The sequence below is a fragment of the Streptomyces sp. JNUCC 63 genome (genome assembly GCF_054366325.1).
In genome coordinates this window covers 989,104-1,004,877 of record NZ_CM135963.1, presented here as the reverse complement: position 1 = coordinate 1,004,877, position 15,774 = coordinate 989,104, and the positions used below count along the sequence as shown (strand labels likewise).

Below are 15,774 nucleotides of genomic sequence, written 5' to 3'. Positions count from 1 at the left end.
GAACGACGTGAGTGCGACCGCTGCTTCACGGGAGCGGCGGTCTTGTCGTGTCCGACACCACGGAGGCCCGGCGCCGGGGCGTTCCGACGGCGCTCGGCCGCCGTTGACGGATCCCTGGTGCGCTCCCGGCGGATCACCTTGCGGCCGGTGTCCGGGCCAGGACTCGGGACCGGTACACGAGCAGGGTCGCGCTTTCGGGGACCCGCGGGAGCGGGGAGACCTGGACCTGGGGCGGGCCGAGGGCGCCGGCGAGGGCGCGGCGGAGATCCGCGCACTGGTGGCCGTAGGTGCGATAGCCGTCGCGGGTGACCAGCCAGATACGTGCCTGACCGGACGTGCGGGCCAGCAGCCAGGTGGTGAAGGCGCCGGCGGACGCGCTCTTGTTGCGGCGCTCGTAGTCGACCCAGTCGACCACGGCAGGATCCTGTGCGGTGGGGTAGGCCAGGCGTCCGGCCGGTGCGTGCAGGAGCCGGGTGACGGCGGGGCCCAGCTGGTCGGGGCAGAAGACGACGGTGTCGCCCGCTGCGGCTTGTCGGTCGACGACCGTGGCGATCTGACCGGCTTGTGTGCGCGGAATGGAGAGGTTCAGGGCGGCGACGGCGAGCCACGCCGCCAGGAGAGCGCCGAGGGAGGGCAGTCGGGCACGGCGGGGCAGCAAAGTGGTTCCGTGGGCAGCGATCAGCACGACGGGGACCACGACGACCGCCGAGTAGCGCGGCACGAAGGCGGAGCCCAGAATGCGGCAGGCGGCGTAGGCCAGGGCCAGCGTCAGTACGGTCACGGCGGCCACCGCGTCGATGGGGGACCGTGTCCTCCCGGCGGGCGTCAGCCGGCCGGCGCCGTCCCTGCGCAGGCACAGGCCGGCCAGCAGTGGGGGCCACAGCAGCAGCGAGAGCGGCGCGTGCACCGGTCGGCCCCCGGCGGACCAGTGGCCGACCAGTTCGGTCCATGAGTGCCAGGCCGGTGGCGCGGCCCATGGGGTCCCCGTGTGGCGGATCTGGAAGAGGAGGACGGGCGCCCAGGGAAGGAAGGCGGCCAACGGCAGGGCCAGGGCTGCCGACGTCCAGGCATCGGCCGCTTGCCGGCCGCGGCACACCCACCGCAGAGTCGCGACCGTGCCGATGGCTGCCAGCAGGAACAGTGCCCAGTAGTGCGTCAGAAGCAGCAGGCCGCCCGGTGCGGCGGTCATCAGGGTGTTCAGCGGGCCGGGGCGCTCCCGCAGACGCCGCAGCGCCAGCGCGAGGAGCAGGACCAGCAGCACGACCAGGGCGTACATGCGGGCTTCGGAGGCGTACCGGATCAGCCAGGGGTTGACCGCCGCGAAAAGCAGGGTCACGGCGCCGAGGCGAGGTCCGCCCAGCAGCAGGCCCCAACGCCAGAACAACGGCAGCGCGAGGACGCTGAATGTCCCCGACAGACTCCGCACGGCGACGCCACCGGTGCCGAAGGCGGCCATCCACAGATGCAGACACACGTAGTACAGGGGCGGAGAGCCGTCGTGCCGCAGTGCCTCCGGAAGCCGGTGCAGGGGCATGCGGGCGATGGCCACGCTCTGTGCCTCGTCCAGCCACAGAGGCGAGGGCGCCCAGAACCGCAGGACCGCTCCGGCTGCCACCACTGCCACCATCACCGCACCGGCGAAGGGGTGCACGGACCGGCGCCAGGAGACGGACGGCCGCTTCGCTGCCGGGGAGAGGACAGCTCCTGCCTGCTGCGGGGAGGGGGCCGGGGTGTTCATGCAGACCGGTCGCCGGTTGATCGTGAGGGCGGGCCGGAGGAGATGAAAGGGGCACTGCGACCCGTACCGTGCCGGGCGGTGGCGTCCTCTTCGTGGTAGTCGGCCTCGACGTTGACCGCCCACAGGTCGTGGTCGGCGCCGTCCAGGTTCTCCACCGCCAGCATGGCGGTGAGCATGGAGTGGTCCTGGTTGTTGTACTTGTGCATCCCATTACGGCCGACCGCCTGCACGTTGCGGGCGTGCCGGGAGAGCCAGTCACGCAGGACCGCGACACGGTCCTGATAGCCCCTGTCATAGACGGGGTACGCCTTGGGAACGCGCACCACGTACCCGCCACGTACACGATCGTCCGGGATCAGCCCGATGGCGGCCAGCTCACGCCGTGCGAGGCCGACGAGTTCACCGTCGGGCAGGGACCAGAGCTCGTCGCCCTCGTTGACGAAGTACTCCATGCCCAGACAGGTGCAGCCGTCCTTGACCAGGTGGGGGGACCAGGAGCCGAAGTTCTGTACTCGGCCGACCCGCACCCCGGGTGTGTGCACATAGATCCAGTTGTCGGGGAAGCCGACCTCGACGGGCACGACCAGCGCCACGGTGAGGAAGTCCCGGTAGGACAGTTGCCGGGCCGCTTGCACCACCCGCGGTGGCGGTGGGGGGGCCATGGCCAGTACCAGCTCGGACAGCGGCATGGAGGAGACGAGCTGTTCGCAGGGATGGCGGACGGTGCCCCCGGCCCGTTCGACCATCACGGCGGCCGCCTGGTCGCCGGCCCGTTCGACCCGCACCACGGGCGAGTCCAGCAGCACGCGCGCGCCTGCCTGTTCGGCCAGTTCGCGAGCGCGTTCCCACATCATTCCCGGCCCCAGGCGCGGGTAGTCGAACTCGTCGATGAGGGTCGTGATCCGGGTGCCGGTCCGGCCCGGGCGCAGGGCCTGGGCCACCGCCTTGGACAACGAGAGGTCCTTGATGCGCTGGGCCGCCCAGTCGGCCTGGATGCTGGTGGCGGGCGCTCCCCACACTTTCTCGGTATAGGTCTTGAAGAAGATCCGGTACAGCCGCCTGCCGAATCGAGCGCTCACCCAGCCCTCGAAGTTGCTCTGGTCGCGAGGGGGGCGCACGCGGACGGCCACATAGGAGAGCATGCAGAGCGTGGCCTCGGCCACGCCCAGTCGGCGTAGTGCGTTCAGTGGCTTGAGCGGGTAGTCGAACAGCCGGCCCCGGTAGAGGATCCGACTGAGCCGGGGCCTGCGCAGGAAGTCCTCACCGGGAAGGATCTCCCGCCACAGTCGCCTCACCTCGGGCACTTTGGTGAAGAAGCGGTGCCCGCCGAGGTCGAAGCGCCAGCCGTCACGTTCCACGGTTCGCGCCAGGCCCCCGACCTGGCCCGCGGCTTCCAGAACGGTCACCGAGCGACCTGAACGGGCTGCGAGCAGGGCCGCGGTGAGCCCTGCGGGGCCGGCGCCGATCACCGTCACCTGCGAGGCTGAGGAGGTGCTCACGTGGGCTTCTTTCGTGTGGACACAGACGACCGTGCGGTAGGCAACCGTGACTTGACCCCTGTCACCGTAGGGATGTTTCCGGCGTTTTGTCCGCCTGGGACGAGCGTTCAGGGGATGTACTGCCCGCCGAAGCCCGATGCCGCCAGCGCCGTGAAGAGCGCGCCGCACGCCACCAGAGCCGGATACCAGCGCCTGCGGGTGCGCAATACCACGGCGGCCGCGACGAGCAGGGGGAACACCGTGCTCAGGTACCGCGGAAGCGATCGCCATCCGGTGGCGGACGCCGCCACGGCCACCATCGCCAGGGCCCAGACCGTCCAGGAAACCGGCAGGCGTCGGCCCGCGACCCACAACAGCCCGGCGGCCACGGCCAACAGCACCACCGCGACGATCAGATTGGCGACCGACGCAGGCGTCAGACGGCCACCGTGCGGATGAAACCAGTCCGCGAGCGGGTTGCCCACCACGGCGCCCCGGAGGGAAGTCCCGGCCTGCACCCGGTAAGGGGCCAGCCAGCCGCGTCCGGTGGCCGCACACCACGCCAGGTACACCGACGTGCCGGCCACCGGTGACAGCGCCGCCAGCGCAGCACGCACTCGACGGGCGCGGGATCGTGCCCGCATCACTTCCACCAGGGCGGGCAGGGCGAGCAGCACCCCGGTGGGGCGCACCAACCCGCTCAGCGCTCCCGCGCACACCGCGACGCTTCCCCGACTGCGCCCCAGGCCCAGGAAGAACAGGGCCGTCAGCATGCCGGCCACGGCCTCGGTGTATCCCAGCACCAACACGGCACAGCCCGGCGCGAGTTGGGACAGCCACACCGCCCGACGCGCCACCGGGTCCTCGGCTGCCTCTTCTCGCGTCAGGACGTGGAGCACCGCGCCGTACACCAGTGCGCAGGCCGAGCACAGCGCCAAGAGGGCCGCGGTGGCAGGGAGCCGAGTCAGCGCGGCCGCGACCCGGACCGCCAGGGGCAGCAACGGGAAGAAGCGCACGGATGCCGACGCGGGCGGACCGTACCCGTGCAGTGCCAGCGATCGGTACCAGGCCGAGTCCCACACCAGTAGACCCGACGACGGCCGCACCGCCCCGGTTTCGGGCAGGTGCCCCTGACTGCACCGGGCGAGCACGAGCGCGATGGCCACCAGGGCGTGCGCCGCAAGCCACGGTGGTGCCGCCGCGCCGAAGGCGGCCGGCCATGTGCCCGCCCCGGCCCTCGGACCGCTGCTGCCGCGCACGGCCGGAGGGCCGGCCTCCTCGCCGGGGCGGGCCGGGAAGACCCAGGTCCGGTACGCCCAGAAGCGGAAGACCATCGCCAGGGCCATACCGATCACATTCTTGGCGACGTTGTCGGCCACCGTACCGCGCAGCCCGAACACGTCGTGGGACACCACGACACAGCCGGTGGTGATGCCCGCCCCCAGCACGTTCACGGCGCAGAACAGCGCGATGCGCCGCCCGTTGCGCCCGAAGGGCCGCCGACGATAGGTCCAGTACCGGTTCCCCACGTAGGCGACCACCGTCCCGGCCGCCGCACTCAGCAGGGACGACACGGCCGCTCCCAGACCGAGGACGAGGAACAGGTTGAACGCCCCGACCTCTGCCAGATAAGCGGCAGCCCCCGACACCGCGAATCGGGTGACCTCGGGCAGGATCCGCTTCCAGCGCCGCGCCGGCGGGGGATGGGGAGCAGCCGGTGGGCCGGCTTCCCGCACCTGAGGATGCTCGGGACCGGTCCGCCTCGCCATTCCTTCGGCCTTTCGCCCGCCGGTCACACCCGTCCGCACATTCGGTCGGCCCCCGTCCACGCAAGGTTTCTCCATCCAAACAGTGGGCGCACGGGAGTCGGCGTACCAACGGTTCAGCCCCACGGGGTCTCACTCTTCCGGGTGCCGTCGGCGCGGAGCCCGGATGCGAACGGCGACGGGGACGTCTTGGATGGCGTCAGGGCCTCTCACCGGTAGGTGATCCGGCGGTCGGGCCGTCGTCAGGCGACGGACGGAGAAGAGGAGGAGGCCTCTCCATGGATGAGCACGGCGTCGCCGACGTCGACGACGCGCCGCGGAACCTGCCTCCTGCTCGTTCCGGCCGGCCGCCGACGCCGAGCCGGCTGATGAGGACACGGGCCGCGCTGCGCAGGGCACTGCCCGGGCTGGCCGTCTTCGCCGCCATGCGTCTGGCAGTGGTGGCGGCACTGTCCGTCTGGGCCGTGCACATCGGCCGTCATCCGCGCACGGTGCTGGGGATGGAATGGGACAGCCTGTGGTACGTCCGCATCGCTCGCCACGGCTACGGCACCGTGCTCCCCGGCCCTGCGGGATCCGGCACCGTGTACCACGACATGGCCTTCTTCCCCCTCTACCCGGCGCTGATCCGCGCGGTGAACACGGTGGTGCCGGTCGGAGAGGTCAACGTGGCACTCGCCCTGTCGTGGACCGCCGCGGTGGTCGCCGCCGCGGGCATTCACGCGGTTGGCGAACTGTTGTACGGGCGGCGGCTCGCCATCGCCCTCGTCGCCCTGTGGGCGGTGCTGCCCCAGGCCGTCGTTGCCACGATGGCGTACACCGAGTCCCTGATGACCGCCTTCGCGGCGTGGGCTCTGTATGCCGCCTTCACACGCCGTTGGCTCACCGCCGGCCTGCTCGCCTCGCTGGCCGGCCTCACCCGCCCCAACGGGATCGCCGCGGCCGCCGCCGTCCTGACCGCGTTGGGCATGCACGCATGGCGGTGCCGCCGGGAAGGTCGCCCCGTTGGCCGGTGGGCATGGCCGGCCGCTGCCCTCGCTCCAGCGGGGTGGTTCGGCTACGTCGTCTGGGTGGGGGTGAAGACAGGCGGTCCGCGGGGCTACTTCACCGTCCAGCGACGGTTCGGCTCGACCTTCGACTTCGGTCACTACACCCTCTACATGTTCAAGCACCTGGTGCTCGCGAAGGCCTCCCTGGGCCAGTACACGGCCGCGGCCGTCGCGATCGGCGCGGTCGCCCTGCTCATCCTGAGCGTGCTCGACCGGCAACCGCTCCCCCTTCTCGTGTACAGCGTGACGCTGATGGTGATGGCTCTGGGCGGCGCTCACTTCTTCACCAGCAGGCCCCGTCTCCTCCTGCCCGCCTTCCCGCTGCTGCTCCCCATGGCGCTCGCGCTGTCCCGGGCCCGCCTCCGCACCGTGGCCGTCCTCATGCCGGCCCTCGCGGCGTACTCCCTCGTGTTCGGGATCTACCTCACCACCGTGGCGAAGAGCCCGCCCTGACAGGGCTGCCGAAGGCCGATGCCCGTGAGGGTCGCTGCTCGGCCGTGGGGGCGCAGGCCGATACGGCGGGTGACGGTGCGGGGGGCAATGGAGAGAGCGGCGGCGACCCCGAGACCGTCGCGGCGGGCCGAGGCCGGGCGGACGGAGGGCGTACGGCGGGCGTACGGCGGGGCCGGAGAGCGGAGGGCTTCGCGACCCCGCAGTCCGTTCGTGACTGCTTCTGAACAGGTGGGATCGATTCCTTTCGGATCGGTGGAGTGGGTCGGCGCGGGCGCCCGGACTGTCGTGCGAACCCTCATACCAGAGCGGGACGATCGCCGGGGGATTTCGTCAACTGCCCACCGCGCATGATGCATCCATGACTACTGTGAGTGGCCGCCGGGCGACGCGGGGCCGTGTTCGCGCCTCTGTCGACCGGTACAGCGATGGCGCAAGCCCGCTCGCGCCCCACGTGCGAGCACACAGGCCCGACGGACCAGTACGAGGAACAGATGTCTCACCTCCGTGCACCGGTCGCCCGCACCGTCCCCTCGCTGCCCGAGACCCCCATACGGCCCCAGCTGCTGCGCCTGGCGGTGCTGCCGCCGACCGCGGTCGCCCTCAGCGCCGGCGCCGCCGTGCTCTTCACCGTGCGCTCCACCGGGGCGCACCCCGGGTTCACCCTGTGGGGCGTGCTCGCCGGGGCGTTCTGCGTGACGCTCGCGGGCATCGCGACCGCCGCCGTCGCCGCCGGCCGGGCTGCCCGCTCCGTCCACGACCGGATCGACGCGCTGCGCCGCGCCACCGCGCGCCGCGAGGCCGACCTGCGCGCCCTCGTCGACGCGCTGCGCCACGGCGAGAGTCCGGACCGGCGCAAGCCGCGCGGCGGACCGCCGGACGACGACGCCGACGAGTTCGAGCTGCTCGCCTCCGACCTCGCCCGCGCCCACGACGGTGCCGTCGCCGCCGTCGTCCAGGCGACCCAGCTGTCCAGCCAGGCCGGCAGCGAACAGAAACTCGAGGTCTTCGTCAACCTCGCCCGGCGCCTGCAGTCCCTGGTGCACCGCGAGATCTCCATCCTCGACGAGCTGGAGAACGAGATCGAGGACCCCGACCTGCTCAAGGGCCTCTTCCACGTCGACCACCTCGCCACCCGGATCCGCCGCCACGCCGAGAACCTCGCCGTCCTCGGCGGCGCCGTCTCCCGCCGCCAGTGGAGCAACCCCGTCTCCATGACCGAGGTGCTGCGCTCCGCCATCGCCGAGGTCGAGCAGTACTCGCGCGTGAGGCTCGTCCCGCCGGTCGACGGCCGGCTGCGCGGCCACGCCGTCGCCGACGTCATCCATCTGCTGGCCGAACTCGTCGAGAACGCCACGGTGTTCTCCGCCCCGCACACCCAGGTCCTGCTGCGCGCCGGCCTCGTCACCTCCGGACTCGCCGTGGAGGTCGAGGACCGGGGCCTGGGCATGCCGGTCGGCGAGCAGGTCAGGATGAACGCCCTGCTGGCCGACCCCGACCAGGTCAACGTCGCCGGCCTGCTCGCCGACGGCCGCATCGGACTGTTCGTGGTCTCCCAGCTCGCCAAGCGGCACGGCATCACCGTCCGGCTGCAGACCAACATCTACGGCGGCGTCCAGGCCGTCCTCGTCGTACCGCGGTCCCTCCTGGGGACCGCCGCACCGGGTGCGCCCGGTGACGTACCGGAGGGGGCTCCGGGGGCGCCGCCGGAGGCCGGGCGACGCCCTCCGGTCGCACCGCCGCACCCACCGAGCGGCGCCCCGAACACACCCGGACCGCCCATCCCCGCCGCCCCGCCCCCGCTCCCACGCCACCGGGCCCCGGTGGTGACGCCGACCCCCACATCCGGGGTGACCCCGCCCGGCGGTGACGTGCCGTCAGGCCCGCCCGTGCCCGTCCCGCACGCCACCGATGACGGCCCGGACCCCCTGCCCCGCCGTGGGACGCGCGAGCCGCGGGCCAATCCCGCCGAGGCCGTGCCGGGGGTCCGGGCCGCGGACCGGGCCGCCGTGGCCGCGGGCGGCGGTGCGCCGCCCGTTCCGCGTGCGGGCGCGGTGCGGGGGACCATGGGCAGGCCGCAGCTGCCCCGGCGGCGCGCCCAGGAGCACATCGTGCCGCAGCTGCGCGGTGGCCCGGCGCCGCGCCAGGACCCCGAGCACCCGGCCGGCCACGACCCCGGGCTGATGGCCGCCTTCCAGCGCGGCACCGGACTCGCCGAGGCCCAGCAGCACCGGGAACCGGCCGCCGAGGAGCCCGCACGCCCGCACGAGCCGCACTCCTCGAGCGACGCGTCACCCCTGGACGCACCGCCCCCGGCCACCGAGGCGCGGCCCGCCGCCCGGTACGACGGGAGCGCGTCAGCCGAATGACCAGCCCGCCGCCCGACCTCACCCCCACTCCCGCCTCCAGCGCCTCCGCAGACCTTCGTACCCCAAGGAGTCGATCCACCATGGCGAGCGATGCGCCGACCGGCCAGGTCTCCGACCTCGACTGGCTGATGAGCGGCCTCGTGCAGCGCGTACCGCATACCCGCAGCGCGGTCCTGCTGTCCTGCGACGGGCTGGTGAAGTCCGTCCACGGCCTCGACCACGACAGTGCCGACCACATGGCCGCCCTGGCCTCCGGCCTGTACTCCCTCGGCCGCAGCGCCGGCGTCCGCTTCGGCGACGGCGGCGACGTACGGCAGGTCGTCGTCGAACTCGACTCGACCCTGCTGTTCGTCACCACCGCCGGCTCCGGCACCTGCCTCGCCGTGCTCGCCGGGCGCGAGGCCGACGCGGCGGTCCTGGGCTACGAGATGGCGATGCTGGTCAAGAGCGTCCGCCCCCACCTCGTCACCACCCCCCGGCAGCAGTCCGCCGAACCCCCGGCGCTGCGGCCTTGAGCGCGGCGGCGGCCGGCGACGGGCCCTGGCTCGACGACGCGGCCGGGCGGCTGGTGCGCCCCTTCACGGTCAGCAACGGCCGCACCCGGCCCAGCATCGCGCTCGACCTCATGTCGCAGGTGATGGCCACCGGGGTGACGCCACTGGGCTATCTCGGCCCCGAACACGGCCAGGCGCTCGACCTGTGCCGCGGCCCCCTCCCGGTCGCCGAGGTCGCCGCCCATCTGAAGCTGCCGGCCGCGGTGACCAAGGTGCTGCTGTCCGACCTCGTCGACTGCGGGGCGCTCACCACCAAGCCCCCCGCGTACCACCAACACCCCACCGACCGGGCCCTTCTGGAGGCAGTGCTCGATGGACTACGACGACGGCTCTGAGTACGACGGCGGCACTGACCACGGCGGCGGCCAGGGCGACGGACAGAGCGGCGGCCAGGGCGGCTCCGATCCCTTCCCCACCGCGCTGAAGATCCTGGTGGCGGGCGGGTTCGGAGTCGGCAAGACGACCTTCGTCGGCGCGGTCAGCGAGATCGCCCCGCTCAGCACGGAGGAGCTGCTCACCACGGTCGGCGCGGCCACGGACAACCTCGACGGCATCGAGAACAAGGTCGAGACCACCGTGGCGATGGACTTCGGCCGCATCACCCTGGACCCGCGGCACGTGCTCTACCTGTTCGGCACGCCCGGACAGGAGCGGTTCTGGTTCATGTGGGACGAGCTGTGCGAGGGCGCCCTGGGTGCGGTGGTCCTCGCCGACACCCGACGCCTGCAGGAGTGCTTCGCGGCCGTCGACTTCTTCGAGCAGCGCGGCCTCGCCTTCATCGTCGCCGTCAACGAGTTCGACGGCGCCCACCGCTACGACCCCGAGGAGGTGCGGGCCGCCCTCGACCTCGCCCCGGAGATCCCCGTCGTCCCCTGCGACGCCCGTATCTCCAGCTCGGGCGTCCAGACGCTGCTCGCCCTCGTACGGCACCTCATCGCCCACGCACCCTCGCCACGGAGCCCGCACATGACATACGCCGACAGCGACGGAGCCCGGCCATGAGCTACGACCCGCCGCGCCCGGCCGGTCGCCTGCTGCTGACCCCCGAGGACAGGGACGCCCCCGCCCGCACCCGGCGCCTGCGCGGGCTGGGCCTCGGGGAACGCGCCGAACCCGCCCTGGACGCCTTCGCCGACCGGCTCGCCGAGCTCACCCGGGCGCCGTACGCGATGGTCAACTTCCTCGACGAGCACGGGCAGTTCTTCGCCGGACTGCACCGGCCCGAGCGCGACGTCCTGACCGTCGACACCGCGGCCGAGGGCGACGGCGAGGGAACCCGTCGCGAAGTGGGCCGCCACCTCGCCCGCGACCACGGCTTCTGTCCGCATGTCGTGGCGCGGCGCAAGGCGCTGGTGCTGGAGGACGTCTGCGACTACCCGCGCTTCGCGGGCAATCCGGTCGTCGACGAGTTCGGCATCCGCTCCTACCTCGGCGCCCCGCTCATCGACAGCACGCAGATGGTGCTGGGCACGGTGTGCGTCGTCGACGTCGAGCCGCGGCCGTGGGGCCGGGAGGGGCTGCGCACCATCAAGGCGGCCGCGGCGGAGCTCGTCCCGCGGCTGGAGGGGGACGGCTTCCTGCTCTGAGCGCCGGGCGGCTTCGGACACGGCGTGAAGCGGAGCTGTGGCCGCGCTTAAGAAATCCTCGATGGACCCCGGGCGCCGCCGTAGGGCAGATTGCTGTGCGATTCCACTCCTCTCCCCGGATGCGGGCCCCTTCGGCATGCCCGGACCCGGGGCCCGACCCACAGGAGCCGTAACGGTGAAGGCGCTGGTCAAGCAGAAGGCGGAGCCCGGGCTGTGGCTCACGGACGTCCCCGAGCCCGCCGTCGGACCCGGCGACGTACTGATCAAGGTCCTGCGGACCGGCATCTGCGGCACCGACCTGCACATCCGGGCCTGGGACGGCTGGGCGCGGCAGGCGATCCGCACCCCGCTCGTGGTCGGGCACGAGTTCGTCGGCGAGGTCGTCGGGACCGGCCGTGACGTCACCGACATCAAGCCCGGCGACCGGGTCAGCGGCGAGGGCCACCTGGTGTGCGGCAAGTGCCGCAACTGCCTGGCCGGGCGCCGCCACCTGTGCCGGGCCACGGTCGGGCTGGGCGTGGGCCGCGACGGCGCGTTCGCCGAGTACGTCGCGCTGCCCGCCGCCAATGTCTGGGTGCACCGCGTCCCCGTCGACCTCGATGTCGCCGCGATCTTCGACCCGTTCGGCAACGCCGTGCACACCGCGCTGTCGTTCCCGCTGGTCGGAGAGGACGTGCTGATCACCGGGGCCGGGCCGATCGGTCTGATGGCGGCGGCGGTGGCGCGGCACGCGGGCGCGCGGAACGTCGTCGTCACCGACGTGAGCGAGGAGCGGCTGGAGCTGGCCCGCAAGATCGGCGTGAGCCTCGCGCTCGACGTCTCCGAGGCCACCATCGCCGAGGGCCAGCGCGCGCTCGGCCTGCGTGAGGGCTTCGACGTCGGCCTGGAGATGTCCGGCCGCCCCGAGGCCATGCGCGACATGATCGCCAACATGACGCACGGCGGCCGGATCGCCATGCTCGGCCTGCCGTCCGAGGAGTTCCCGGTCGACTGGGCCCGGATCGTCACCTCGATGATCACCATCAAGGGCATCTACGGCCGTGAGATGTTCGAGACCTGGTATGCGATGTCGGTGCTGCTGGAGGGCGGTCTCGACCTCGCACCCGTGATCACCGGCCGGTACGGCTACGACGACTTCGAGGCGGCCTTCGCCGACGCCGCGAGCGGCAGGGGCGGCAAGATCATCCTCGACTGGACCGCGTAACCCGCCTTCAGCGCAAGCACTCTAGGAGCTTTCCATGTTCGACTCCGTGCGCGACGACCTGCGCGCCACCCTCGACGAGATCCGCGCCGCCGGTCTGCACAAGCCCGAGCGCGTCATCGGCACCCCGCAGTCCGCGACCGTCGAGGTCACCGCCGGCGGCCGCCTGGGCGAGGTCCTCAACTTCTGCGCCAACAACTACCTGGGCCTCGCCGACCACCCCGAGGTGGTCGCCGCCGCCCACGAGGCCCTGGACCGCTGGGGCTACGGCATGGCCTCCGTGCGCTTCATCTGCGGTACGCAGGAGGTGCACAAGGAGCTCGAGGCCCGGCTGTCGGCCTTCCTCGGCCAGGAGGACACCGTCCTGTACTCCTCCTGCTTCGACGCCAACGGCGGTGTGTTCGAGACGTTGCTCGGCCCGGAGGACGCGGTCGTCTCCGACGCCCTCAACCACGCCTCCATCATCGACGGCATCCGCCTGTCCAAGGCCCGCCGCTTCCGCTACGCCAACCGCGATCTCGCGGATCTGGAGCGGCAGCTGAAGGAGGCGACCGAGGGCGGGGCGCGCCGGAAGCTGATCGTCACCGACGGCGTGTTCTCGATGGACGGCTACGTCGCGCCGCTGCGCGAGATCTGCGACCTCGCCGACCGCTACGACGCGATGGTGATGGTCGACGACTCCCACGCCGTCGGCTTCGTCGGCCCCGGCGGCCGCGGCACCCCCGAACTCCACGGCGTCATGGACCGCGTGGACATCGTCACCGGTACCCTCGGCAAGGCGCTCGGCGGCGCCTCCGGCGGTTACGTCGCCGCCCGCGCCGAGATCGTCGCCCTGCTGCGCCAGCGCTCCCGGCCGTATCTGTTCTCCAACACCCTCGCCCCGGTGATCGCGGCGGCCTCCCTGAAGGTCCTCGACCTTCTGGAGACGGCCGACGACCTGCGGCTCCGGCTTGCCGAGAACACCGCGTTGTTCCGCTCCCGGATGACCGAGGAGGGCTTCGACATCCTCCCCGGCGACCACGCCATCGCACCCGTGATGATCGGCGACGCGACCGAGGCGGGCCGGATGGCGGAACTGCTGCTGGAGCGCGGCGTGTACGTGATCGGCTTCTCCTACCCGGTCGTGCCGCAGGGGCAGGCACGCATACGCGTGCAGCTTTCCGCCGCGCACTCCACCGACGACGTGAACCGCGCGGTGGACGCGTTCGTCGCGGCGCGCGCGGAGCTGGAGGGCTGAGCCGGGGCCGACACCTGCCGCGCATGTTGCGATAATCGTTCGCATGATCGAGGCGCGGCGGCTGCACATCCTCCGTGCGGTGGCCGACCACCGCACGGTGACGGCCGCAGCCGCCGCGCTCTACCTCACGCCCTCCGCCGTCTCGCAGCAGCTCACGGCGCTGGAGCAGGAGACCGGCCACCGGCTGGTCGAGCGGGGCGCCAAGGGCGTACGGCTCACCCCGGCCGGCGAGATCCTGCTCAGCCACACCAACGCGGTCCTCGCCCAGCTGGAGCGGGCGGAGGCCGAACTCGCCGCGTACGGCTCCGGTGAGGCCGGCACCGTCACCGTGGCCGCCTTCGCCACCGGTATCGCCCAGGTCGTCGCGCCCGCGGTGGCCCGACTGGCCGGTACGGCGCCCGGCATCCGCATCCGCGTCCAGGACGCGGAGGGCGACGCCAGCCTGCCGATGGTGCTGGACCGGCAGGTCGACGTGGCGGTCGCCGTCGAGTACCGGGGCGCGCAGCCCGCCGACGACCCCCGGCTGACCCACGTACCGCTGTACGCCGAGCCGTTCGACGCGGTCGTACCCGTGGCCCACCGCCTCGCCGACACCGCCGAGGTCCCGCTCGCCGAGCTGGCCAAGGACCCCTGGATCGGCCCCTACCCCGGCAACCCCTGCCACGACGTGGTCGTCCTGGCCTGCGAGAACGCCGGATTCCAGCCTCGCCTGGAACACTCCTCCGACGACTTCCGCGCCGTCGTGGCGCTCGCCTCGGCCGACGCGGGCGTGGCCCTCGTCCCACGCTCCGCCCTGCGCGGCATGGACCTCACGGGCGTGGTCGTACGCCCCGTCGACGGTGTGGCGCCCACGCGCCGGGTCTTCGCGGCGGTACGCCGGGGAGCGGAGGAACACCCGCTGATCCGCCCGGTGCTCCAGGCCCTGGAGGAGGCGGCGCAGCCGTAGCACCGGCGCTTGCCGGGGGTGACTGTCAGCGGGAGCGGCTAGCGTGCCCGACATGCCGGATGCCGAAGACGTACGCCGTATCGCCCTGTCCCTGCCGGACACCGCGGAGAAGACCGCCTGGAGCATGCCCACGTTCCGGGTCGCGGGAAAGATGTTCGCCACGCTGCCGGAGGACGAGACCTCCATCGCCGTGCGCTGCCCCAGGGAGGAGCGCGACGAACTGGTCCTGGCCGAGCCGGAGAAGTTCTGGATCGCCGGCCACGAGGCGCAGTTCGCCTGGGTCCGGGTCCGGCTCGCCGCGCTGGACGACGAGGACGAGCTGCGTGACATCCTCGCCGACTCCTGGCGCCAGGCGGCCCCGTCCCGGCTGCTGGAGGCCCATCCCGAGCTGGGACTGCCGACCGCGCACTGACGAGCCACCGGGCGCTGTCGGTGGGCCGTGGCATGATCCGGAGGCAGTGGGGCCCGGCCGGGGGAGGGGAGCGTCGAGGGGGATGACGGGGACGCCGCCGCAGTCCTCGCCCTGTGCGGCGGAAGGGACGGCAGCAGAGCGGCACGACATCGCTGCCGGAGCCGTTCCGCCGGGCGGCGACGCACAGCCGTTCCGCGCCCGTGCGTGTCCGTAGCGGCTGAAAGGGTGCGCGACCACCGACCCGAGTGCGGTATTGTTCTGCTGCGCGTTCGGCCAGGGGAAACCCCAGGTCAAGCGGGCAACGGGACGTGGCGCAGCTTGGTAGCGCACTTGACTGGGGGTCAAGGGGTCGCAGGTTCAAATCCTGTCGTCCCGACACGCGAAAGAGCGGGTCGGAGGCCGCGCCGGAGTGATCTGGTGCGGCCTCTCGACGTTCTGTGATCAGTACACGTATCCCACGTGCGCCAGTGCCTGCTTGAGCAGCACCCCGTGGCCGCCCGGCATCTCGCTCTGCACCGCCGGGGAGGCCGCCTCCTGAGGGGTGAACCAGACCAGGTCGAGGGCGTCCTGTCGGGGGCGGCAGTCGCCGGCGACCGGGACGATGTAGGCCAGCGACACGGCGTGCTGGCGCGGGTCGTGGTACGGCGTGATGCCGGCCGTGGGGAAGTACTCGGCGACGGTGAAGGGCTGCAGGGAGGCCGGCACGCGGGGCAGCGCCACCGGGCCGAGGTCCTTCTCCAGGTGGCGCAGCAGGGCGTCCCGCACGCGCTCGTGGTGCAGCACCCGGCCGGAGACCAGGGTCCGGCTGACCGTTCCGTCCGGTCCGATGCGCAACAGCAGGCCGATGCTGGTCACTTCGCCGCTGTCGTCGACGCGCACCGGCACCGCCTCGACGTACAGGATCGGCATACGGGCGCGCGCCGACTCCAGTTCGTCGGTGGTCAGCCAACCGGGCGTGGTCTCGGTCATGTCAGACATTGCTTGATCA

At 72.5% G+C, this 15,774-nt stretch carries 14 protein-coding genes and 1 tRNA gene; 11 read left to right on the top strand and 4 right to left on the bottom strand.

Going from position 1 to position 15,774, the window contains the following annotated elements; translation table 11 throughout:
• Positions 1-133: 133 nt before the first annotated feature.
• From ACX25U_RS04640 to ACX25U_RS04630, 3 genes are all read right to left on the bottom strand, one after another.
• Positions 134-1,738 (bottom strand): hypothetical protein, encoded by a 1,605-nt coding sequence (locus ACX25U_RS04640; RefSeq protein ID WP_454389259.1) that lies wholly within the window; start codon positions 1,736-1,738, stop codon positions 134-136.
• Positions 1,735-3,237, bottom strand: coding sequence for an NAD(P)/FAD-dependent oxidoreductase (locus tag ACX25U_RS04635; RefSeq protein WP_454389258.1), 1,503 nt, complete (start codon positions 3,235-3,237; stop codon positions 1,735-1,737). Before ACX25U_RS04635 ends, ACX25U_RS04640 begins: the two co-directional genes overlap by 4 nt.
• A 107-nt stretch (positions 3,238-3,344) precedes the next feature.
• Positions 3,345-4,952 carry a GtrA family protein gene (locus ACX25U_RS04630; RefSeq protein WP_454389257.1) on the bottom strand — a complete coding sequence of 536 codons (1,608 nt, stop codon included), beginning with the start codon at positions 4,950-4,952 and terminating at the stop codon, positions 3,345-3,347.
• 308 nt (positions 4,953-5,260) lie between these two features.
• Here ACX25U_RS04630 and ACX25U_RS04625 point away from each other — a divergent pair, with 308 nt between their 5' ends.
• The 11 genes from ACX25U_RS04625 (at position 5,261) to ACX25U_RS04575 (ending at position 15,162) form a co-directional block, all read left to right on the top strand.
• A complete protein-coding gene (locus ACX25U_RS04625) occupies positions 5,261-6,484 on the top strand; it encodes a hypothetical protein (RefSeq protein WP_454389256.1) in 1,224 nt (407 codons plus the stop codon).
• 491 nt (positions 6,485-6,975) lie between these two features.
• Positions 6,976-8,850: an ATP-binding protein gene (locus ACX25U_RS04620; RefSeq protein ID WP_454389255.1), complete on the top strand. Its 1,875-nt coding sequence runs from the start codon at positions 6,976-6,978 to the stop codon at positions 8,848-8,850.
• 80 nt (positions 8,851-8,930) lie between these two features.
• Positions 8,931-9,365 carry a roadblock/LC7 domain-containing protein gene (locus ACX25U_RS04615; protein ID WP_454389254.1) on the top strand — a complete coding sequence of 145 codons (435 nt, stop codon included), beginning with the start codon at positions 8,931-8,933 and terminating at the stop codon, positions 9,363-9,365.
• A complete protein-coding gene (locus ACX25U_RS04610) occupies positions 9,362-9,739 on the top strand; it encodes a DUF742 domain-containing protein (protein WP_454389253.1) in 378 nt (125 codons plus the stop codon). The genes ACX25U_RS04615 and ACX25U_RS04610 overlap by 4 nt, the downstream gene beginning before the upstream one ends.
• Positions 9,717-10,406, top strand: coding sequence for a GTP-binding protein (locus ACX25U_RS04605; RefSeq protein WP_454389252.1), 690 nt, complete (start codon positions 9,717-9,719; stop codon positions 10,404-10,406). The genes ACX25U_RS04610 and ACX25U_RS04605 overlap by 23 nt, the downstream gene beginning before the upstream one ends.
• Positions 10,403-10,990 carry a GAF domain-containing protein gene (locus ACX25U_RS04600; protein WP_454389251.1) on the top strand — a complete coding sequence of 196 codons (588 nt, stop codon included), beginning with the start codon at positions 10,403-10,405 and terminating at the stop codon, positions 10,988-10,990. Before ACX25U_RS04605 ends, ACX25U_RS04600 begins: the two co-directional genes overlap by 4 nt.
• A 175-nt stretch (positions 10,991-11,165) precedes the next feature.
• Complete coding sequence (gene tdh, locus ACX25U_RS04595; RefSeq protein WP_454389250.1) at positions 11,166-12,194, top strand: L-threonine 3-dehydrogenase; 1,029 nt, start codon at positions 11,166-11,168, stop codon at positions 12,192-12,194.
• A gap of 34 nt (positions 12,195-12,228) precedes the next feature.
• Positions 12,229-13,428: a glycine C-acetyltransferase gene (locus ACX25U_RS04590; protein WP_454389249.1), complete on the top strand. Its 1,200-nt coding sequence runs from the start codon at positions 12,229-12,231 to the stop codon at positions 13,426-13,428.
• A 43-nt stretch (positions 13,429-13,471) separates the two neighbouring features.
• Positions 13,472-14,374, top strand: coding sequence for a LysR family transcriptional regulator (locus tag ACX25U_RS04585; RefSeq protein WP_454389248.1), 903 nt, complete (start codon positions 13,472-13,474; stop codon positions 14,372-14,374).
• A gap of 52 nt (positions 14,375-14,426) precedes the next feature.
• The gene (locus ACX25U_RS04580) at positions 14,427-14,786 is read left to right on the top strand and encodes an MmcQ/YjbR family DNA-binding protein (protein WP_454389247.1); all 360 of its coding nucleotides are present in this window, start codon (positions 14,427-14,429) and stop codon (positions 14,784-14,786) included.
• Between the two features lie 302 nt (positions 14,787-15,088).
• Positions 15,089-15,162, top strand: a tRNA-Pro gene (locus ACX25U_RS04575).
• 65 nt (positions 15,163-15,227) lie between these two features.
• Here the strand turns inward: ACX25U_RS04575 and ACX25U_RS04570 are convergent.
• On the bottom strand, positions 15,228-15,755 hold the full coding sequence (locus ACX25U_RS04570; protein ID WP_454394828.1) for an NUDIX hydrolase family protein: 528 nt from the start codon (positions 15,753-15,755) through the stop codon (positions 15,228-15,230).
• Positions 15,756-15,774: the final 19 nt, after the last annotated feature.